We start from the raw sequence: 19435 nt of genomic DNA, 5'->3' as shown, positions 1-19435 counted from the left end.
GGTCGCGGTCGGCTCAGCGGATGTCGGCGGGGTTGATGGTGGCGGCCATGGTTCGGTACCCGGCGTCATTGGGGTGGAGATGGTCGCCGCTGTCGTAGGCGGGGGCCAGGCGGTGCGGGTTGGCCGGGTCGGCGAGGGCGGCGTCGAGGTCGACGATGGCGTCGTATTCGCCTGCGCTACGGATCCATTCGTTGACCGCGAGCCGTTTGGTTTCGGCGGCGGCGTTGAAATAGGGGGAATCGCCGAAGGGCAGGATGGTCGCGCCGAGCACGCGGAGTCCGGCGGCGCGGGCCTGGCGGATCAGGTCGCGGTAGGTGGTGATGAGCTGTTCGGCGGAGACGTCGACGACGGTGTCCAGCGCGGCCAGTCCCGAGCTGAGGCCGATGTCATTGGTGCCCTCCAGGATGATCACGGTGCCTACGCCGGGGTGGTCGAGCACGTCGTGGCGGAACCGGGTCAGGGCGCTGTCACCGAGCCAAGTGGAGTCGACGGTGACGCGGTTGCCGCCGATGCCCTCGTTCAGCACGGCACGCGGGGTGCCCGCGGCGGCGAGGCGTTCGGCGAGTTCGTCCGGGTAGCGGTTGTCGGCGTTACCGGTGGAGCCGACACCGTCGGTGATCGAATCACCGAAGGCCACGACGGCGGAGCGCGGCGGCGCGACATCGGCGACCTCGACCGCGTCCAGGTAGTACCAGGATTGGCTGGTCTCGGTGAACGCCGCGGCGGTCGCGTCGGCGCGGTGGTCGCCAGCGGCCCGGTAGCTGGTGGCGAAGGACTGGGCATGCTGGGTGGCCGGGCCGGTCGGTTCGGCCAGGTACAGCGTGATGGTCACCGACTCGAGCGGCGCCAGCGGCAGGGCGACCGGATCGGTCGCGAGATCGGCTCCCGGTGCGATGTGGAACGACGGTGCCAGGCCGACCGTCAGATGCTGCACCGTTTCCGGACGGATCGCGCCATCGGCCGCGCTGCGGGCAATGGTCGCGCCCGCGACCGCGAGCGGAGTCGTCCCGTACCGGTTGGTCAGCCGGACCCGCGTGGCGGGACCGCCGTCACTGACCCGGACCACTTGGCGCACAGTCTGATTGGCGAATCCGGTCTCGGCCCAATTGGCCACGAATGCCTTGCTCGGCCGGTGCGCCGAGGTCGCCCAGACCGTCGTCCAAACGCAGTGTTCCGGTGGCGTCGCGCTCGCGGTGACAACGGCGGCGGGCAACACCAACAGCAGCATCATTACCAGGGCGCGAACTCTACGCAAGACGAATCCCATTCTGTTGCGGTCCGATCCGTATCACCGGACCGTCCACACAACCACCCAGCCCGAATCCACATTCCCCCCATACCCCGAACAGCACCCGACCACACTTCACCCAACCGACCCCGAACCTCCGCACATCTCACGCGCGTCCGTGGCACATCGCCTGTGGTGACGCCGCGCATGACCCCCGATCCACCACCACGGTGCTCACTAGTCCATCCCTCCCAACCGAATTCGTCTGAGCATGGCCCGGCCACGCCGCGCGGTTCAGTGCCGACTTCGAGCCGCGCCTCCGGCTGAACCGACGCACGCGTTCCCGCATAAGTTCGTATGCGGGACGCGGCGTGTCGTGCGGCGTGTCGTTGTGCGTCGTGCTCGGAAGTGTGCGGCAGCAGCGCACCGTTGTTTGGGAGGTGAGCGGTCAGTGGGCGCGGAGGGATTCGGCTTGGGTTTGGATGCCTTCGGTCATGCCCGCGAATCCGCGCTGGAGGTTTTTGCCTAGGGCGGCCACTACCACGGGGTACAGCCAGCCGCCGAGTTCGAAGTGGGATTCGTAGCGGGTGCGATCGGGGCCGAGCGGGGTGACTCGGTGTGCGCGCAGGCTGTGCAGGGCGCCGAGGGGGACCGGCTTCATCGAGTAGCTGAGTTCGGTGCCCGGGGTGTGCGAGACCATCCATTCGCGCTGGCGGCGCGGTTTGGCGCTCGAGAGCGCGACCAGCATATCGATCGGTTCGCCGGGAACGAGGGTGCTGCGGCATTCGATGCAGAAGGGGTTCCACTCGCCGTAGCGGGGGAGGTCGGTGATCACCTGCCACACCAGTTCGGCGGGGGCGTCGATCTCGACGGTGGCATCGATGACAAAGGGCATGGTTAGCAAATTAGAACAAGTTCTAAAGCCGATCAAGCATCTCAGCAGCGAAGTCGCGGGTCAGCATGTGCCCATAGCGGTGCCCTGATCGGTGCCGTAGCGGTGGCCGTGGCCCGGCGGCGCGTTCAGTGCGGCGAGCAGGTCGGCGCTGGTCTGCAGGAAGCTGATCACCGGAAGCCATTGCGGCACAGGGGCATCAATTCGGACATCGCGGAGTTCGGGTGCGCGCCACAGCAGCGACGGCGACCAATGCACCACCGGATCCGAGCTGTTGGCGAGTACCGTCGCCCCCGCCCGACGCACCTGACCGGCGGGTGGGCCCGCCCATAGCGTCGCGCAGGTCCGACGGTCCTGGTCGGCGTCATCGGCGAATATCGAGCTGCCGCCGAGCGCGCCGAGGCTCTGCCCGTACACGTATAGCTTGGGCTTGTGTTCGAGCGTGCCGATGCGGCGCTCCACAGCATTGAACAGCGCTCGTGCATGTGCGACCGCATCGTCGCGCCCGAAGACGAAGCTCACCCAACTCGGGGCATAGGAGTACTGCATCCCGACGAGGGCGGCATCGTCGCCGAAGCGTTCGGAGAAGCCGCGAACCGCATTCGCATCGATCCACCCGGACCCGGTCGGGACCGCGAGCACGATATTCGACCGTTCGAATCCGCCGGACCGCTCCAGCTCTCGAATGGCGAGGGCCACACGGGAATCGAGATCGGGCGCGGAGTCGAGTCCGACATACACCCGGATCGGTCCGGCGGGCGATCCGGTGACGAACTTGCGCCCCTCCGCACCCAGCGACGACCAGTCGATCGCGGATTCGGCGCTTCCGGACCGAGAATACGAAACCGGTTGTACCAGGGCGGGATCGATCTCCGCATTGGCGGCGGCATAGGCGCTGCGGCGCCAGTCGATCGTCGCGGGCACTCCGACGAGGTAGAGCACCGACGCCGCCGCAACGCCCACTGCGATGCTGCGCGCCCAACCCAACTTCCGGACGAACCATCCAGTTCCTCGGGCGATTCCGATGAATACACCGACGATTACTGCGGATATGGCTGCCCAGCACAGCCAATAATCCGGACCGATCAATGCCGTATCCATCGCTGTACGCAACTGATTCTGCCAATGGTTTGCCTGCGCGACCATGCCGACGACCGCGAGCGCGGCAAAACCGGCCAATGGCCTGCGGAATTTGTACAGCCGCCTGTTGATATCGAAGCGCCGCAAGGCAAATCGAAGCAATCCCGCAATGGCCAGTGCAACGACGACGAGCAGCCCGGTCAGTGTGGCCTGGGCACTCGGAGTGCGTGGAAGCAGGCTGGGCGTCAGCGATATCGCAGTGGCGATGCTGATCGCGAGTGCTGTGCCGATGCGCGGCCGCGTAGCACAGTGAAAACCTTTGGCGATAAGTATCTTCCATGAGTGGACCAGCCAACCGGCACCATATGTCTCGTTGGTGCGGCTGTCGGCGGTGCCGGGAGATGCCTTCGTGCTCGAATCCTCCCGGGCCGACAACGTTCTGGTCGCGGTCATTTCTGAACCATCAGAGTGCCGAGGTGATTCGTGAATCCACCCGCACATCGCGCTCCCGCAGAGCCAAGCCGCCGCCGGACGGACGGCAGGAATCCGGCCGCCCCGAGCCCGATCAGACCGCCACCGACGATCCACCCGCTACGCCCGGAATCCCCTGCCCCGAACGTGGATTCGACAACCGGCGCCCCATAGTCCTGCCGCCGCGAATTCAGATCGACGAACGTACTCGCGATACTCGCCATCACGTCGCACCGAGCCCGCGAAAGCCCGTCCTCCCTCGCCGCACACGCCTCGTGCATATGCGCGGCCAACGTCGCATCCAGCGCCTGCCTGGCCCACCCGCCCAACGGCTGGTCTCGCGCGGCCGCGTAGCGCAGCAGGTCGTACCCCAAATCATGGGCCTTACAAGCCGTTTCGAATTCGTTGGGCAGTGTCACCGGTGACGAGCACTCCCCGCCCGGATTCACCACCAGCCCATCGACGACGGCAGGCCGATAACCGAACCCCGCCGCGAAATCGGCGGGAATCACAGCGGTCGAACCCGCCCCCGAGGTCAGCTCGACCACCGCCGCACCGGCCGAGGCATTCTCCACCGGCCGCTCGACCGTGGCGGCATGCGCCGCGGGCGCCAGCATGATGGTGGCCGCCATGGTGGTCAGCGCGGCGGCGGTCGATGCGGCACAGCGTCGTGCGATGGATCGGGTTCGGGCATCGATGGTCGATGTGCTCATGGTGCTCGACGCTAGGAATGCACGCCGCTACGCCACCTCACGCCGCGGAGCGGTTTACCGGCACGTGCCGCCGGGGGAGCGCACGCGGGTCCTCCCACTCCGGTACTGGAGCGGAATTCACCCGTGGGTATGAGGACCCCGACCGCACGACTTCCTACTGTCGTAGACATGCGGGAAGAACGTCGTAGCTGGGTCAAGGGCATGAACGCGCGGATGTGGTTCGACGCGTGCACCGTGCTGGTCGCGGTGATCTGCTACGCCGTCGCGTGGCCGACCCTGCACATCACCCATGACGTACCGATCGCGGTGCAGCCGTTCATCGCCGCGCTCGCCGCGTTCCCGATCCTGCTGATCCGGCTCAACCCGGCGCTGGGCTGGGCGATATCTGCGGGCTCGGCCCTGCTCATCGCCATGGCCATACCGAATCAGCCGGACAATGCGATCCCGATCCAGGTGGTGCACATCCTCTGCCTGTTCGCGCTGCTGTTCGCGGTGGCCCTGCGCGCGGCGGTCCCGATCGTCGCGGTCGCCTGGGGTGCCACCTCGCTGTTGCTGGCCACCACGATGACCAGCGACGGCGATATCTCCGGCGCCGCATGGGCCTGGCCCATCGCCTTCGCAGCCGTCGTGCTGTTCGCGATGCTGGTGCGCTGGCTGGTGCAGTCGCGCAAGCAGTTGCTGGCCCAGGAGGAGGAGAACGAACTGGAGCGGGCCCGGCGCGCCATCCTGGAGGAGAAGGCCCGCATCGCCCGCGACCTGCACGATGTCGTCGCGCACCACATGTCCCTCGTGGTGGTGCAGGCCCAGACCGCGCCGTATCGGGTCGAGGGCGTGACTCCCGCCGCCCGCGCGGAATTCGAATCGATCGGCGCGACCGCCCGCGAGGCATTGAACGAGATCCGCGGCATGCTCGGCGTACTGCGCAGCGACGGCCAACTGCCCGAACACGCGCCGCAACCGAAGGCCGCCGATGTAGTCGGGCTGTTCGAGGGAGCCCGCCGCGCCGGTGTCCGCATCGACTGGACCGTCGACGGATTGCTGGATCTGGTACCGGATTCGGTCGGTCTCGCGCTGTACCGGATCGTGCAGGAGTCCCTGTCCAACGCCTCCCGGCACGCTCCGGGCGCACCGGTGCGGGTCTCGATCGTGATCGGCGGCGACGCACTGCGGCTGACCGTCAGCAATGCCCTGAGCTCCACCGTCGCCCGCCCGGTCGGTAACGGTGGCCACGGTCTCGCGGGCATGCGGGCGCGTGCGCTCGCGGTCGGCGGCGAGGTATCGGCGGGACCCCGTGCGGACGGCGGTTTCGAGGTCCGGGCACGGCTGCCGATCGCTGCGGGGCTGGATCCGGCGCTGATCGCCACGGTCACTGCCGCCGAAGACAATTGAGTATATATCTGAAAATTACTGCAGTGCAATTGATTTCGAACGGACATGGCCACCTGATCGGCTACGCCCGGACTTGCCGCGCACCTGAGCTCATGTGGCACCCCGCTCGTACGGCCCGAGTAGGCGGATAGGCTCTGCTCGTGGCAATAACTGTTCTGATCGCCGATGACCAGGCCATGGTGCGCCAGGGCTTCGGCGCCCTGCTCGCCGCGCAATCCGATATCAGCGTGGTCGGTGACGCGCCGAACGGGAAGGTCGCCGTCGCCGAGGCAAAGCGGCTGCGCCCGGATGTGGTGCTGATGGATGTGCGCATGCCGGAGATGAACGGCCTCGACGCCGCACGCGCCATCCTCGCCGCCGGATTCGACCCGCCGGTGCGGGTGCTGATGCTGACCACCTTCGATATCGACGACTACGTCTACGAGGCGCTGAGCATCGGCGCCAGCGGCTTCCTGCTCAAGGACGCGCCCGCCGAGGAGTTGGTGCGCGCGGTGCGTGTGGTCGCCGACGGCCAAGCGCTGCTCGCCCCGACGGTCACCCGCCGCCTGATCGCCGATGTCACCCGCCGTCGCACCGCGAGCCGCGTCAAACCCACACCCGCGCTGGCATCACTGACCCCGCGCGAACGCGAGGTGCTGGAGTTGATCGCCAAGGGCATGTCGAATACCGAAATCGCCACCGCGCTGTTCGTCGCCGAGCAGACCGTGAAAACCCATGTCTCCAAGGTATTTTCGAAGTTGAATCTGCGCGACCGCGCGCAGGCCGTCGTACTCGCCTACGAATCGGGTCTGGTCACCCCTGGCTAGCGCGGCTGCTGCTGGCACTTACCGCCGTTGAGATCGTCGAGATGTCGCGAGAGCAGCCGGGCCAGCCGGTCGAGCAGGGCGGTCGCATCCTCGAAGGTGCCCGAATCCGCCTGCGCCGCAAGCGCGACCGCGACACCGCCCGATCGAGTCGGCACGATGCCGAACTGACGGACCGTGTAGACGCCGGTTTCGTCGTCGGGCCCCCAGCCGCCCTTGAATTCGGTGCCCTCGATGGTGCCGAGACCCCAACGCTGTTCCGGCGTGATCTGTTCCATCAGCTCGATCACGGTGGCCGATTCGGGCAGGCACGGCAGCTGCGAGGCGAAGCGCACTTGATTGGCCAGCGTCCATTCGGTCGCGCCGAATGCGGTGTAATCCAGACTGGTCTTGGGTCCGTACACATTGGTCAGCGCGTCACCGGCCTCGTCGAGGACTCCCTGGACGGCCCGCGCGGCCTCTTCGCCGTCACCGAGGGACTCCCAGAGCGCTTCTGCCGCATCGTTATCCGAGACAGTGATCGCCTCGTGCGCGTATTCGACGACGCCGGTCGGGTCGTGCCGCAGCGCCGCGATGGCCAATGGCACCTTGATGGTGGACCAGGCGATGCCGCTGGTCCAGTCGCCGAAGATGGTCATCCGGCCGCCGCCGACCGGCATGATCGCCATCCCGACCTGTCCGAGCAGATTCGGCTGCAACTGGGTGAAATCGGCGGCCAGCGAATCGGGTCGCGAGATCGACCAGCCGGGATGCCAGGATCCGGGCCGTTCGACAGGTAGCGTCGGCTCCGCGGGTGCGTCGTGGATGCTTGGTAAGAGGGAACAGGAGGTGAGTGTGACCAAAACCGTGAGTGCCGCGCCGCGCAGCGCCACCCGATAATTCACCATCGTTCTTGTAGACCTCACCGCCGCGTTCGTCGCACCACCACAACCTGACACCCGTTGTTCCATCGGTGGTGCGAAAAACATCCTCGTCACACCCGCCCGGTCGGTGACCGGACGTCGCGCGATCAGCACCGGGTCATGCCAGCGGCTGACACGGTGATGACGCGCTGTTGATAGTTTCGCCGATTTTCCCGGAGAATTCGAAACGGCGTGGCCAAGGGGCTACCCGGTAGGCTCACAACTCTGTTTACGCGCTCGGACGACCGATGTCCGATGGCCGCAGTCACCTGAAGGGGGTCGCGTTGCTGAACAGCGGTGAGGTGTTCGCCGGGTTCACCGTGGAGCGGCTGCTCGGCCAGGGGGGAATGGGCTCGGTGTACCTGGCCAGACACCCCCGACTCGGTAAGCAGACGGCGCTGAAGCTGCTGAACAGGGAGCTGTTCGCCGACGCCGAGGTGCGTGCGCGCTTCGAGCGGGAGGCCGATCTGGCCGCGCATCTGGACCACCCGAATATCGTCGCCGTCTACGACCGCGGCTCCGAGGACAATCAGCTCTGGATTTCCATGCAGTACATCGACGGCGTCGACGCGGCGACCGTCGACCCGATGACTCTGCCGCCGGAGCGGGCGGTGCAGATCATCGAGGGTGTCGCGGCGGCACTGGATTACGCGCACGGCATGGGCGTGCTGCATCGGGATGTGAAGCCCGCCAACTTCCTGCTTGCCCGTTCCAGCGGGGGGCAGGGCGAGCGGGTTTTCCTGACCGACTTCGGCATCGCCCGGTTACGCGAGGACTCCACCCACCTGACCCAGACCGGCATGTTCAGCGCGACCCTGTCCTATGCCTCGCCTGAGCAGATGACCGGCGCGGAACTGGACAACCGCACCGATCAGTATTCGCTGGCTTGCGCGCTGTATTGGCTGTTCACCGGCATGGCGCCATTCGACGCGCCCGATCCGAACGACATCATCCGTGGGCATCTGCAACATGTCGCCGCACCATTGGCGACCCGACGGCAGGGGTTGAATCCGGCGTTGGACGGGGTGCTGGCCAAGGCGATGGCCAAACGTCCCGAGCATCGATACGCCACCTGTGCCGAATTCGCCGCCGCGGCCCGCAAGGCGTTGACCGCGCCGCCGGTCGCCACCGTGCAGGTGAATCCCGGGTTCCCGCCGGGGTATCCGGGACAGGCCGTTGGGTCCGCGCCGTTCGGTGGCGCCGATCCGGGCGCCTTCGTGCAGTCCACGCAGGCGGTCGGGCCCGCTGGATATGGTGCGCCGCAGGGTTATCCACCGGTACAGCAACCGATGGGGCCTGGGGTACCTGCCGGTTACCCGGCGCAGCAGGCGCCGCCGGGTGCACCAGCGCAGGGGTCTCCGGCGCAAGGGGCACCGCAGGCTGCGGGGTATTCGATGGCACCGGCGCAGCCAGATGTGGCGACGACGCAGGGGCCACCGCAAGCCGCGGCGTATCCGGAGGCTTCACCTCAGTCGGCGGCACCGCAGGCTGTGGCATATCCGGCGGCACCGCAGCAGGCAGTTCCGCCGCAGCTGGGGACACAGGGGCCACCGGCGCAGGGCCAACCGATGCAGGCTCCAGCGGCGCAGGGCTCGCCGATTCCGGCTCAGCCGACTCAGGGACCACCGATGCCGGGACAGCCGACGCAACAGCCGCCTGGCGCGGCACCGCATCCGTTCGGCCCGAATGCCGTTGGCCCGCAACCGACTCCGGACCATGGCCGGAATACGGCGGTGCTGGTCGGCTGGATCGCCGTGGGGATCGTGGTCGCGGTGGTCGTGGTGCTCGGCACGCTCGTGGTCGTCGGCTGGAAGTCGGAAGGACCGCCCGATGCCGCCGTGCCGCCACCCGCTACCTCCACCACGGCGGCCGCTGCGTCCGATGCACTTGCCAAGAGCCGCAGGCTGTTTCCGAATCTGGTGCCGCAGGGCAAGGAAGACTTCGGTGAGGCCTATCAAGACGCGCGCTGCATGGCATCCGAGGCCGGGGAGCCGCTGGGAATCGAGGACGAACCCCTCAAATCCAGTCCTTGGGTCACCGCATGGGAATGCCATCGCGAAACCCAGACCACCACCCAGATGAGCTACACCATCATCGAATACGCCTCCGCCGCCGACGCCCGAGCCGTGGTCCAGGCCCTACCTGCCAACGTCGCAACGGCCGGGAAGAAAAGTGGAATCCCGGTCAACACCCACCGCTGGACCGTGGAAGACCCGCCCGGCCCGCTCCAGCCCTTCTACCACACAGCCAAACTGGTAGTGAGCTTCGAATCCGACCCCGCCCGCGCGAATTTCCTGGTGTACGTGAGCAATCACGGCACCGCCGGGGGAGTGCAAACCGTCCCGCCGACCCCAACGGCCCAGGACGCGCTGACTGCGTGGTGGGACGCTGCGCCGCTGTAATCACCTGCCGCGCACCTGATTTGGTCTCGTCTCGGAATTCCGGCAGATGAGCAGCTGACTCGACGACGCCCTCGAGACGAGATCGACCGAAGCTCGATTCGTGCTCGCCGCCGTGCGGGCGTAATTGCCTATCCGACAGGCGATCAGGCTTCGCAGCAAATGCGAAAGTCCTATCGAACTCAATCGACCGCCAACGCCTCCACGATCGGCATCCGTGCCGCACGCAATGCGGGCGGAATCGATCCGAGCAGCGCCAATGCCAGTGCGGCGGTGCCGTACACCAGCAGCATCGGACTCGGCTGGTACGCGATATCGATGGTCAGCGCATGCCCGACGGCGACGGTCGCCAAATACTGGATGGCCGCGCCGACCACGAGACCTATTGCCGCGCCGATGAATCCGATGCCGACAGCCTCGGCGAGCACCGAACGCAACAGGAATTTGCGACTGGTGCCCATCGCCCGCAGTACGCCGAGTTCGCGGCGGCGTTCCAGGACCGAGAGCATCAGGGTGTTCAGCAGTGCCACGGTGGACACCAACACCACGATCCACAGAATGGCGTAACTGATCGCGGAGCCCTGCCGCAGGCTGGAGGAGATGGCGACGACCGCCTTTGCGCCGGTATCCACATGGATATCGGCGGGCACCACGCGCCGTACCGCGGCCCGCACCGCCGATTTGTCCACGCCCGGTTGGAAATGCACCGCGAGCACGGTTTCACCCGGTCGCTGATACCACGCGCGCATCTGGTCGAGATTCATCACGACCACGCCGGAGATGGCCGAGATATACGGAATCACATCCAGCACACGCACGGTGTGGTTGCCGGTCGGGGTCGGCAGGGTCAATTCGGCCCCGGCGCCGACGCCGAGCGATCGCGCGACATCCCGCGAGATCGCCACACCGTCCTCGGCGGCCAAGTGGGCCATGACTTCTCGACTCACCGAGCCGGTCTCGGATTCGTTCGCCTCGCTCGGGTACCCCTGCAACATCACCCGACCGGTGCCGAGGGTTGCGAAGGCCATCTGCGCGGGCCCGACCTCCTTGACTCCCGGCACCTCGGCGATCTTCTCGCGTAATCCACTGGGCAGCAATGGACCCGTCGGGAACTGCTCCATCGAGCTGGTGCTGACGAACAGATCGGTATCGCCGAAGCCCGCGAAGGAAGCGGTGGCCGAATCGACCATATTGCGTGAGCCCCCGCCCATCGCGACGGTGGCGGATACACCGATCATCACCGTCATCGCGGTGGCCCACACCCGCCGCGGTGCGCGTTCGAGGGTGGTGGCACCGAGCGTGCCCGGTGCGCCGAAGCGTCCGGCGATCGCCGCGGCGCCCCGCACGAGCGGTCCGGTGGCGGCGAAGCACAGCGTCACCGCCCCGGCGAACGACATCGAGATCGACGCCAGCGACAGGCGGCCCAGATCGGCCTCGGCGATGACGATCGCGCCGACAATGAGGCCGACGCCGAGCACGATCGAGGACCAGCGCAGTGCGGCACTCGTCGTGTCGGTGCGCGCCACTCCCACCGGCGCCAGCGCCTCGATCGGTTCGACTTTGTACACCTGCCGCGCCGCGATGGCGGCCGCCAGCACGCTGGCCAACACACAGGCGCCGATCGCCATCGGAATCGCGTACCCGGGCACCATATATTCGGTGCGCGCCTCCACCGACTGCATGATGGCGGTGGGAAGTCTATCGATCGCGACACCACCCATCGCGGCGCCGACCACCGCGCCGCCCAAGCCGCCGAGCACGCCGAGCAGTGCCGCCTCGACCAGCAGATCACGCACCATCGGCCCGCGCTTGCCGCCGATCGCCCGCAGCATGGACAACACCGGCCTGCGCTGGGCGACCGCCATACTCATCGCGTTGTAGATCAGGAATGCCGAGACGATCAGCGCCGCCGCCGAGGCCATGAGTGTCGAGTACCGCACAATCTGGATGGCGCCACCCGCCTGTGCGGTGCGCAGCCCCGGGTCGGCGACCACGGCGCGGCCGTCGACCACCTCGGTCAGCGTCTCGCGCAACCGGTCGACATCGGTGCCATCGGCCGCGATGATCTGAATGGAGTCCAGGCGCCCGACGCGATCGGTGAGTTTCTGCGCGAGCCCGAGCGGGGCGGCGATGATATGGCCGCCGTTGAGTTGCTCGGAGGTCTTTTTATCGAGAACCGCTGCGACGGTGACAGTTCCGGACCCGAGCGGGAATTGTTCACCCTCGGCGCGACCCATCCCGGATCCGACCAGGACGCCGTTCGGCACGGTGAGCAACTTGCTCGCCTGCGCGGCCATCGGCCCGCCCAGATCACTGCCGAGTGCGGTAATGCTGGCGTCCGCGCCGATGAGCAGCGCCTTATCCGCTCCGGATCCGACCTGTGCGCGTAACATCGGCACCGCCTTGTCGACGCCGGGCGTGGTCGCGACGCGTTGCAGTTCCCGCTGATCGAAGCCCGCGTCGGTGATCCCGGTGACCTCCAGCACGGCCTTGCCGCCGAGACTGTGGGTGAGCCGATCCACCGAACCGGTGACCGAACCGGAAATGCTGAACACCGCGACCAGCAGCGATGCCGAAATGGACATCACCGCAAGTGACATGATGGTGCGGCCGCGGTGGGCGAGCAGTTCACCGATATTGAACAGCCGCAGCCGATCCCATGCCGCGCCTATCATGCGCGCACCGTCCGCGTGGCGATATCGACCTTGTCATTGGAGCCGAGCTGCCCGTCACGCAACGTGATAACCCGGTCGCAATATTCGACAGCGCCCATATCGTGGGTCACCATCACCACCGAATTGCCGTTGCCCGCGATATCGCCGAGCAGTTTCAGGATGGACGCACCGGTCTTGGAATCCAGATTGCCGGTCGGTTCGTCGGCCAGAATCAGCGGCGGATCCATGATCAGCGCCCGCGCCACCGCGACCCGCTGCATCTGACCGCCGGACAATTCGGCGGGGCGATGGGCGGCGCGCTCGCTCAGCCCGACCAGATCGAGCAGTTCCAGTGCGCGCGGCTTGGCCTTGCGCAATCCGGTGCCGTCCAACAGCTTCGGGATCGCGACATTCTCCCAGGCGGTGAGGGTCGGCAGCAGATTGAAGAACTGGAAGATGAAACCGACACGGTGGCGGCGGAATTCGGACTGCCGCTCATCGTCGAGGCCGCCGATCTCCTCGCCCTGGAAGCGGATCGATCCGGAGTCGGGGGTATCGAGCGCGCCGAGCAGATGCAGCAGCGTGCTCTTGCCCGAGCCGGACGGTCCGATGATCGAGGTGAATTCACCGGATTCGATGCGCAGGCTGATGCCGTCCAGTGCGCGCACCGCCTGTTCGCAGACGCGATATTCCTTGGTGATATCCGTCAGTTCCAGCATGGCCTGGTTCGACATGGCGGTCCCCCACCCTCTTTCTCAACTATTCGATCTTGGTCGATTGTGCTGCACCGCAGTGTCGCACCGGCGCGTTATCGTGCCATCGCCTCGGCTGCCTGCGCCTTGCGGCGATATTGCGCGTCGAGCACGGCGCGCAGGACCGGTTGTTCGGCAGCGAGTTCGAGATAGGCCTCGACCGCGGATTGGCCCTGCACCAGCGCCTGGTCCAATTTCACGTCGAGGTGGATATTCCACCGATATCGCAGCGCGAGCAAGAGGCCATCCGGTCCGCCGAACAGCCGGTCCAGTTCCGGGATCTCCGCGAACAGGTCGGGACTGGCCGGGTCGATGGCCGCGCGGGTGAGCACGGTGTGCACGACCTCGGTTCGACGGTGGTGATCTTCCCATCCATTGCGACTGACGTGTCGCTCGAATTGTTCGGACATCGCATATGCCCTTCCGTGATTTGGTAGATCTCACGCTACGGACGGCAAAATTCGGTGTCTTCGTGCCAGGGAAGCGAATCGATCTCCTACCGCGGTAGGAGCCGCGGCCCGCTCCGAGCACGATGCACCGCCCCCGACCTGGCGGTTAGCCTTACAAGATGGATGTGACCCACGCCATCGGCTCGTCGGCGGGCGCCCAACCGGCGATACCGTTCCGCGAGAGTGGGCGCGTCCGGGATCGGTTCGGGGCCTTTGTGCGCAGCCCGGTCGCCGTCTTGCGCCGCAATCTCGAAGAGTTGCCGTTCGACTACCCGCCGTCGGTGATGATCAGCGCCGATGCGGCGCTGCTCGTGGTCGGGGTCGGCGCGGTCATCCAGCGGCACGAATATTTTCCGACCGCACTGCCGATTCTCGCGCTCGTCCTGGTCTTTGCCTCGGTGCCGCTGTTCTGCTTCTTCGGCGTCACACCGAGCCCGGTCCTGCTCGCCGTCTCCGGCCTGGTCGCGACGGCGATAATGCTCACCCAGCCGGTCTCGTCCGACTTCTCCCCGTTCATCTTGGTGGTGATGGTCGGCGAAGTTGCGGCCATCGTCCGAAAACGCTTCAGCGCATTGTTCGCGGTGATCGCGGTGCTCGAGTTGATGGCCTTCGACGCGGCCGGTCACCTGATGTGGAGCGTCACGGGTCAGCGGTTGCAGGGCCTGCAGATGTACATCGTCGGGATCGCCCTCGGCTGGCTGGTCGGCGTGATGCTGCAGTACCAGCGCAAATTCCTCTATCAGGAACGCCAGAGTCAACAGATCCGTGCCGAACGCGCCGCCGACGCGGAACGCAGCCGGATCGCGCGCGAGGTACACGATGTCATCGCACATTCGCTGAGCATCACCCTGCTGCATCTGACCGCCGCCCGGCATGCGCTGCAGACCGACCGCGACGTGGATGAAGCGGTGGACGCGCTGGTCGACGCCGAGCGACTCGGCAGGCAGGCCATGGCCGATATCCGCCGCACCATCGGCCTGCTCGATGCCCGGCCGTCCAAACTTGTTCCGGAGCCCGGTATCCGCGATATCGATGACCTGGTCGGGGACTTCGCCGGAGCCGGATTGGATGTTCACTACACCCGCACCGAGGATCTGTCCGCGGTATCCGCGGCGGTCGGACTCGCGCTCTATCGGATCGGCCAGGAGTCCCTGGCCAATGTGATCAAACATGCGCCCGGCGCGACCGCGACCGTGTTGTTGGAGGTGGACTCGTCGGTGGCCCGGCTCATCGTGAACAATTCGCTGCCCAGGGGATTGCCGCCGGATCTCGGCGGCGGGATGGGACTATCCGGTATGCGCCAGCGCGCCGAACTGCTCGGTGGCCGCCTCGAGACCGGTCCCTACGACGACGGCTGGACGGTACGAGCCGAATTCCCGCTGAGCGGCGCGCGGGCCTGGTCGATGTCGTGCGGCTTGCCCGACGTGATCCACGGGGCCGCGAATGCGATGCGCCGCGACGGCGCGGTGGGGTAGGGCGCGTGACGACAGGGGCTGCGGCCGGTGGCGATGAGCCCGTCACCGTGCTGGTCGTCGACGATCAGGAACTCGTTCGCGGCGGGCTGCGGCGCATTCTGCGACGGCGTGACGGTTTCCTGGTCACCGAATGCGCCGACGGCGATGAAGTGCCCGCCGCGATCGCGGCCAACCGACCCGATGTCGTGCTGATGGATCTGCGCATGAAGCGCGTCGGCGGCATCGACGCGACCCGGATGCTGCGTGCGCGCGACGGTGCACCGCCGGTGCTGGTGCTGACCACCTTCGACGACGACCAGCTGCTGTCGGGCGCGCTGCGGGCCGGAGCCGCCGGATTCATCCTGAAGGATTCCCCCGCCGAGGATCTCATCCGGGCCGTCCGAACGGTCGCCGTCGGCGGGGCGTGGCTGGACCCGTCGGTCACCGGTCGAGTGCTCTCGGCCTACCGGACGGTTCGCCCCGCCGTCGCTCGCGACGACCGCCGACTCGCCGAACTCACGGCGCGCGAGTACGAAGTGCTCGAATTGATCGGCCGCGGCCGCGTCAATGCCGAGATCGCACGCGAACTCGGCATCTCGGAAGTCACCGTCAAGAGCCATGTCGGGCATATATTCGGCAAACTGGAGCTGCGGGACCGGGCCGCCGCGATCGTGTTCGCGTTTGACCACGGGGTGGTTGCACCAGGACAATCCACGGGTTGACGGGCAGCCGGATCGCGCATACCCGGAGCTGGTGATGGGCGATCTTGCCCGGGATGTGGAGGATTGACGGGGTGGACGGACCTGGATGGAGAGTCGGTAGTCGGTTCGGGCCGTATGAGCTGCGAGCGTTGCTCGGCAAAGGGGGTATGGGCGAGGTCTACGAGGCGTACGACACGGTGAAGGACCGCGTGGTCGCGGTGAAACTGCTGTCCGACGAACTCGCCAGGGACCCCGTCTATCAGGTGCGCTTCCGTCGCGAATCGCAGGCGGCCGCCCGGCTGGCCGAACCGCACATCATCCCGATTCACGACTGGGGCGTGATCGACGGTGTGTTGTTCATTGATATGCGACTGGTGCCCGGCACCGATCTGCGCGAAATACTGCGCGATCAGGGCCCGATGAGCGCCGAGCGCGCGATCGGCATCATCGAGCAGATCGCCGCCGCTCTGGACGCCGCGCACGCCGACGGTCTGGTGCACCGCGATGTCAAACCGGCCAATATCCTGGTCACCGCGGCGGATTTCGCCTACCTGGTCGACTTCGGCATCGCCCACACCGAGGGCGACAGCGCCGTGACCCAGGCGGGCACGGCCATCGGCTCCTACACCTACATGGCCCCCGAGCGCTTCGATTCCGGACCGGTGACCGGTCGCGCCGATATCTACTCGCTCGCCTGTGTACTGCACGAATGCCTCACCGGGGCAACACCGTTCCCGGCCGGGAGCATGAGTGTGCTGATCCGGTCGCATCTCACCGAGGCGCCGCCGCGACCGAGCGTGCAGCGACCGGGAGTTCCCCCGGCAATGGACGAGGTGATCGCCCGCGGCATGGCCAAGGAGGCCGCCGATCGCTTCCCGACCGCGACTGATCTGGCGCGCGCGGCCAGAGCCGCACTCGGCACGGCGCCCGCCGCCAATACGCCGACACTGATCGTGCGGCCGCCCGATCCGTCGCGGGGTCCGTCGGATCAGGCTGTGGTGCACCGCAGTCCGGCGGCGCCCGCCGAGTCGACGGGAACGATTCCCGCGGTGATCCATCCGACCGCGCCGACGGTCGTGTCGCTTGCCGATCTGCAGTTCACCCCGTTGCCACCGCAGCAGCCCGCCGGTCCGGCGTTCGGGACGCCCGGGGTCGGTCGGCCGGTGCGCCCGTTTCCGGATGCGCATCTGTACGAGGAGTCCCCGCCGGAGGTTCCGCAGCATTTGCCGTCACCGCGGTACCCGGGTGATCCGGCGGCTCCGCCGACCCAGCGTTACCCGGAACAACCGCCGTACTCGCAGGCCGAGCGGACCCAGCGGTATCCGGAGTCGGCTGGGTACGCGGAACAGTATGGCGTGCAAGAGGATTCGTCCGCTCCGGAGACACGCCGTGTCCCGTTGCCGCAGTCTTTCTCCGGCACACCGCCGTTCGAGCCGCCGCGCGGCCCCGCCCATGCGACGCCCAACCCCTACCGGCCCTCGCCGCAACCGGCCGAGTACTCGCCGCAGGGCTATGTCGCGCCCGACCACGAAGACGATTACTACGAGCAGGATCCCGCCGTGGATCCGTATCGACAGGATCGATCGGTCATGCTGCCGATCATGGTCACCGTCTTCGTCATTGTGGTGCTCGCGGTCGGCGGCGCCATAGGCTGGCAGGTGCTCAGTTCCGGCAAATCCGGGGATTCGAATGTTCAGGCGGGCGCACAGGTGACCACGACGGCCGCCACCGGCACCACCGGCGGTGCGACCAGACCGCCGTCGACCTCGACCACCAAGGCCGCCCCCACCTCGGTCACTCTGCCCGCGGGCGCGACGAATTGCACGAACGGCCAACCCGTTTCGGGCAGCTACACCCAATCCGCCACCGGATCCGCGGTCACCAGTTGCGGTTTCGCGGAAGCAGTGCGCAAGGCCTACGCCGAATCCGCCGCCACGAACGTCTCACGCTCATCGCGCTCAGTGGTCGCCACAAGCCCGGTCACCGGCCGCACCTACACCATGAACTGTGTAGCGGACGGGCAATTGGTCACCTGCACCGGCGGTGAAAACGCGGTGGTCTACGTCTATTGACGCGGGCAACCGGTGTCGTAGCGGCGGCGGCCTATTTCCCGCTTCCGGCTACTTCTCGGTGTACCGATGCCGGATGCGCTGGCCGAGGAAGTGTGCTGCGCGGTCCAGGGCCTCGTCGGCTTCGTCGAGCATGCCGGTGAAGGACTGGAACACGTGGGGTACCTCGGCGGTGATGTCCAGGATGACGTCGACGCCTGCCGCTCGCGCGCGGGCGGCCAGCCGGGTGGAGTCGTCGAGGATCATTTCGTTGGTGCCTGCCTGCAGGAGCATCGGAGGGAAGCCGCTGAGGTCGGCGAGGGTCGCCGGGCTGAGCAGGGGTTGGTGCGGGTCATGTCCGGCGAGATACATCGCACCGGTGTGTTCCAGGCTTGCCCGGGTGAACAACGGGTCGACGCCCGCTTTGGTGTCCATGCTTTCGCCCGCCCGGGTCATGTCGAGCCCGGGTGAGAACGCCACGATCGCGGCAGGGAGGGGCAGCCCCGCGTCGCGGGCGGCAAGGCAGGTGGTGATGGTCAGGCCGCCGCCCGCGGAGTCGCCGACGAACGCGATGGACGAGGGGTGTTCGCCGCTGTCGAGCAGGGCATGGTAGGCGCTCAGCGTGTCCTCGATCGCGGCCGGGAACGGGTGTTCGGGCGCTAGCCGATAGTCCACCGAGAAGGCGCGGAATCTGGTGCGGGTCACCAGGTTCGCGGTCAGCGACATCGCGGTCTCGGGCGAGCCGTAGACGAAGCCGCCGCCGTGGAAGTACAGGATCGTCCCGGCTCGCGCACTGTTCGCCGGTTCGACGAGCGCGGCGCGGCGGCTGCCGAGGGACGTGGTCCGGGTGCGTACCTCGGGCGGCACGTTCATGTGGGCCATCAGCGCTCGGAATCCCGCGCGGATCTCCTCCACCGATCGAGGCCCTGCGGGGCGCGACTGTCGCAGCAGTGCGTCGATCTTCGCCCGTTGTTTCTTGCTCATGTGTACCTTCCCAAGAAGTATCTTCCGTTACAGTATATGCCATGGAATATAAATCGGGCGGTGCCATCGTCCCGCCGGGCTTGTTCGCCGATCTCGTCCGGTGCGAGACGCGGCTGTACAACGCGCTCAACGACCACCTCCGTGAGCGACATGGAATCGTCACCTCGCAGTTCGAGTCCCTGCGCTTTCTGCGTGAGCACCCCGGGGCTCGGGTGGCCGATCTCGCGAGCGAGTTCGCCGCGGGTGTCGGTGCGATGAGCAAGGGTGTAGACCGTTTGGAGAACCAGGGATGGGTTGCGCGGCAACCGAATCCATCGGACCGCCGGTCGTCCTTGCTGGCGCTGACGGACGACGGTGCGCGACTGGTCGAGGCGGCGGAGGCAACCTTCACCGAGCGGCTGAACGAACTGCTCGGCAGCACTCTTTCGGAATCCTCGTTATCGACTGTCGCGCAGGCCCTTTCGCAGCTGCGGGGCGCGCTGGAACGTGACCAGGTCGGCCTGCCCGCAGGTTGAT

16 protein-coding genes are annotated in these 19435 nt (G+C 67.0%); 7 read left to right on the top strand and 9 right to left on the bottom strand.

Going from position 1 to position 19435, the window contains the following annotated elements:
- Positions 1-13: 13 nt before the first annotated feature.
- The 4 genes from NA5_RS11775 to NA5_RS11760 all read right to left on the bottom strand — a co-directional run bounded on the left by NA5_RS11775 (position 14) and on the right by NA5_RS11760 (position 4384).
- On the bottom strand, positions 14-1255 hold the full coding sequence (locus NA5_RS11775) for an SGNH/GDSL hydrolase family protein (RefSeq protein WP_218020078.1): 1242 nt from the start codon (positions 1253-1255) through the stop codon (positions 14-16).
- Between the two features lie 421 nt (positions 1256-1676).
- Positions 1677-2123 carry an SRPBCC domain-containing protein gene (locus tag NA5_RS11770; RefSeq protein WP_062984919.1) on the bottom strand — a complete coding sequence of 149 codons (447 nt, stop codon included), beginning with the start codon at positions 2121-2123 and terminating at the stop codon, positions 1677-1679.
- Between the two features lie 60 nt (positions 2124-2183).
- Positions 2184-3653, bottom strand: a complete 1470-nt coding sequence (locus NA5_RS11765; protein WP_084484054.1) for an alpha/beta-hydrolase family protein — start codon at positions 3651-3653, stop codon at positions 2184-2186.
- The gene (locus NA5_RS11760; protein ID WP_062984917.1) at positions 3650-4384 is read right to left on the bottom strand and encodes a hypothetical protein; all 735 of its coding nucleotides are present in this window, start codon (positions 4382-4384) and stop codon (positions 3650-3652) included. Before NA5_RS11760 ends, NA5_RS11765 begins: the two co-directional genes overlap by 4 nt.
- A 168-nt stretch (positions 4385-4552) precedes the next feature.
- Between NA5_RS11760 and NA5_RS11755 the strand changes: the two genes are divergently transcribed.
- Entirely contained in the window at positions 4553-5773 is a 1221-nt protein-coding gene (locus NA5_RS11755) for a sensor histidine kinase (RefSeq protein WP_371856401.1), read from the top strand.
- Positions 5774-5913: 140 nt separating this feature from the next.
- Positions 5914-6579, top strand: a complete 666-nt coding sequence (locus NA5_RS11750; RefSeq protein WP_062984913.1) for a response regulator — start codon at positions 5914-5916, stop codon at positions 6577-6579.
- On the opposite strand, the gene NA5_RS11745 is transcribed toward NA5_RS11750, so the two are convergent.
- The gene (locus tag NA5_RS11745) at positions 6576-7463 is read right to left on the bottom strand and encodes a serine hydrolase (protein WP_062984911.1); all 888 of its coding nucleotides are present in this window, start codon (positions 7461-7463) and stop codon (positions 6576-6578) included. The two genes, NA5_RS11750 and NA5_RS11745, sit on opposite strands and share 4 nt — an antisense overlap.
- A 263-nt stretch (positions 7464-7726) precedes the next feature.
- Between NA5_RS11745 and NA5_RS39200 the strand changes: the two genes are divergently transcribed.
- On the top strand, positions 7727-9880 hold the full coding sequence (locus tag NA5_RS39200; protein ID WP_062984909.1) for a serine/threonine-protein kinase: 2154 nt from the start codon (positions 7727-7729) through the stop codon (positions 9878-9880).
- A 179-nt stretch (positions 9881-10059) separates the two neighbouring features.
- Here the strand turns inward: NA5_RS39200 and NA5_RS11735 are convergent, their stop codons facing one another.
- From NA5_RS11735 to NA5_RS11725, 3 genes are all read right to left on the bottom strand, one after another.
- Entirely contained in the window at positions 10060-12552 is a 2493-nt protein-coding gene (locus NA5_RS11735) for an ABC transporter permease (protein WP_062984907.1), read from the bottom strand.
- Positions 12549-13265, bottom strand: coding sequence for an ABC transporter ATP-binding protein (locus NA5_RS11730; protein WP_062984905.1), 717 nt, complete (start codon positions 13263-13265; stop codon positions 12549-12551). The genes NA5_RS11735 and NA5_RS11730 overlap by 4 nt, the downstream gene beginning before the upstream one ends.
- Positions 13266-13339: 74 nt before the next feature.
- On the bottom strand, positions 13340-13693 hold the full coding sequence (locus tag NA5_RS11725; RefSeq protein ID WP_062984904.1) for a hypothetical protein: 354 nt from the start codon (positions 13691-13693) through the stop codon (positions 13340-13342).
- Between the two features lie 158 nt (positions 13694-13851).
- On the opposite strand from NA5_RS11725, the gene NA5_RS11720 reads away from it, so the two are divergent.
- The 3 genes from NA5_RS11720 to NA5_RS38780 are packed head-to-tail and all read left to right on the top strand — an operon-like array spanning position 13852 to position 17959.
- Positions 13852-15207 carry a sensor histidine kinase gene (locus NA5_RS11720; RefSeq protein ID WP_084484053.1) on the top strand — a complete coding sequence of 452 codons (1356 nt, stop codon included), beginning with the start codon at positions 13852-13854 and terminating at the stop codon, positions 15205-15207.
- Between the two features lie 47 nt (positions 15208-15254).
- Positions 15255-15908 carry a response regulator gene (locus NA5_RS11715; protein WP_062985230.1) on the top strand — a complete coding sequence of 218 codons (654 nt, stop codon included), beginning with the start codon at positions 15255-15257 and terminating at the stop codon, positions 15906-15908.
- Between the two features lie 53 nt (positions 15909-15961).
- On the top strand, positions 15962-17959 hold the full coding sequence (locus NA5_RS38780; RefSeq protein ID WP_084484052.1) for a serine/threonine-protein kinase: 1998 nt from the start codon (positions 15962-15964) through the stop codon (positions 17957-17959).
- Positions 17960-18007: 48 nt separating this feature from the next.
- Here the strand turns inward: NA5_RS38780 and NA5_RS11705 are convergent, their stop codons facing one another.
- Positions 18008-18919 carry an alpha/beta hydrolase gene (locus tag NA5_RS11705; protein ID WP_062984902.1) on the bottom strand — a complete coding sequence of 304 codons (912 nt, stop codon included), beginning with the start codon at positions 18917-18919 and terminating at the stop codon, positions 18008-18010.
- A 41-nt stretch (positions 18920-18960) separates the two neighbouring features.
- Between NA5_RS11705 and NA5_RS11700 the strand changes: the two genes are divergently transcribed.
- Entirely contained in the window at positions 18961-19434 is a 474-nt protein-coding gene (locus NA5_RS11700) for a MarR family winged helix-turn-helix transcriptional regulator (protein WP_062984900.1), read from the top strand.
- Position 19435: the final 1 nt, after the last annotated feature.

Source organism: Nocardia anaemiae NBRC 100462 (genome assembly GCF_001612725.1).
Classification (GTDB): domain Bacteria; phylum Actinomycetota; class Actinomycetes; order Mycobacteriales; family Mycobacteriaceae; genus Nocardia; species Nocardia anaemiae.
This window is presented reverse-complemented; position numbering and strand designations above follow the sequence as displayed.

Bases quoted from the DNA above. Each gene is read 5' to 3' on its own strand.
- NA5_RS11720 (WP_084484053.1), top strand. From the start codon at position 13,852: ATGGATGTGACCCACGCCATCGGCTCGTCGGCGGGCGCCCAACCGGCG.
- NA5_RS11700 (WP_062984900.1), top strand. From the start codon at position 18,961: ATGGAATATAAATCGGGCGGTGCCATCGTCCCGCCGGGCTTGTTCGCC.
- NA5_RS11760 (WP_062984917.1), bottom strand. From the start codon at position 4,384: ATGAGCACATCGACCATCGATGCCCGAACCCGATCCATCGCACGACGC.
- NA5_RS11735 (WP_062984907.1), bottom strand. From the start codon at position 12,552: ATGATAGGCGCGGCATGGGATCGGCTGCGGCTGTTCAATATCGGTGAA.
- NA5_RS11765 (WP_084484054.1), bottom strand. From the start codon at position 3,653: ATGACCGCGACCAGAACGTTGTCGGCCCGGGAGGATTCGAGCACGAAG.
- NA5_RS39200 (WP_062984909.1), top strand. From the start codon at position 7,727: ATGTCCGATGGCCGCAGTCACCTGAAGGGGGTCGCGTTGCTGAACAGC.
- NA5_RS11755 (WP_371856401.1), top strand. From the start codon at position 4,553: ATGCGGGAAGAACGTCGTAGCTGGGTCAAGGGCATGAACGCGCGGATG.
- NA5_RS11770 (WP_062984919.1), bottom strand. From the start codon at position 2,123: ATGCCCTTTGTCATCGATGCCACCGTCGAGATCGACGCCCCCGCCGAA.
- NA5_RS11745 (WP_062984911.1), bottom strand. From the start codon at position 7,463: ATGGTGAATTATCGGGTGGCGCTGCGCGGCGCGGCACTCACGGTTTTG.
- NA5_RS11730 (WP_062984905.1), bottom strand. From the start codon at position 13,265: ATGTCGAACCAGGCCATGCTGGAACTGACGGATATCACCAAGGAATAT.
- NA5_RS38780 (WP_084484052.1), top strand. From the start codon at position 15,962: ATGTGGAGGATTGACGGGGTGGACGGACCTGGATGGAGAGTCGGTAGT.
- NA5_RS11725 (WP_062984904.1), bottom strand. From the start codon at position 13,693: ATGTCCGAACAATTCGAGCGACACGTCAGTCGCAATGGATGGGAAGAT.
- NA5_RS11705 (WP_062984902.1), bottom strand. From the start codon at position 18,919: ATGAGCAAGAAACAACGGGCGAAGATCGACGCACTGCTGCGACAGTCG.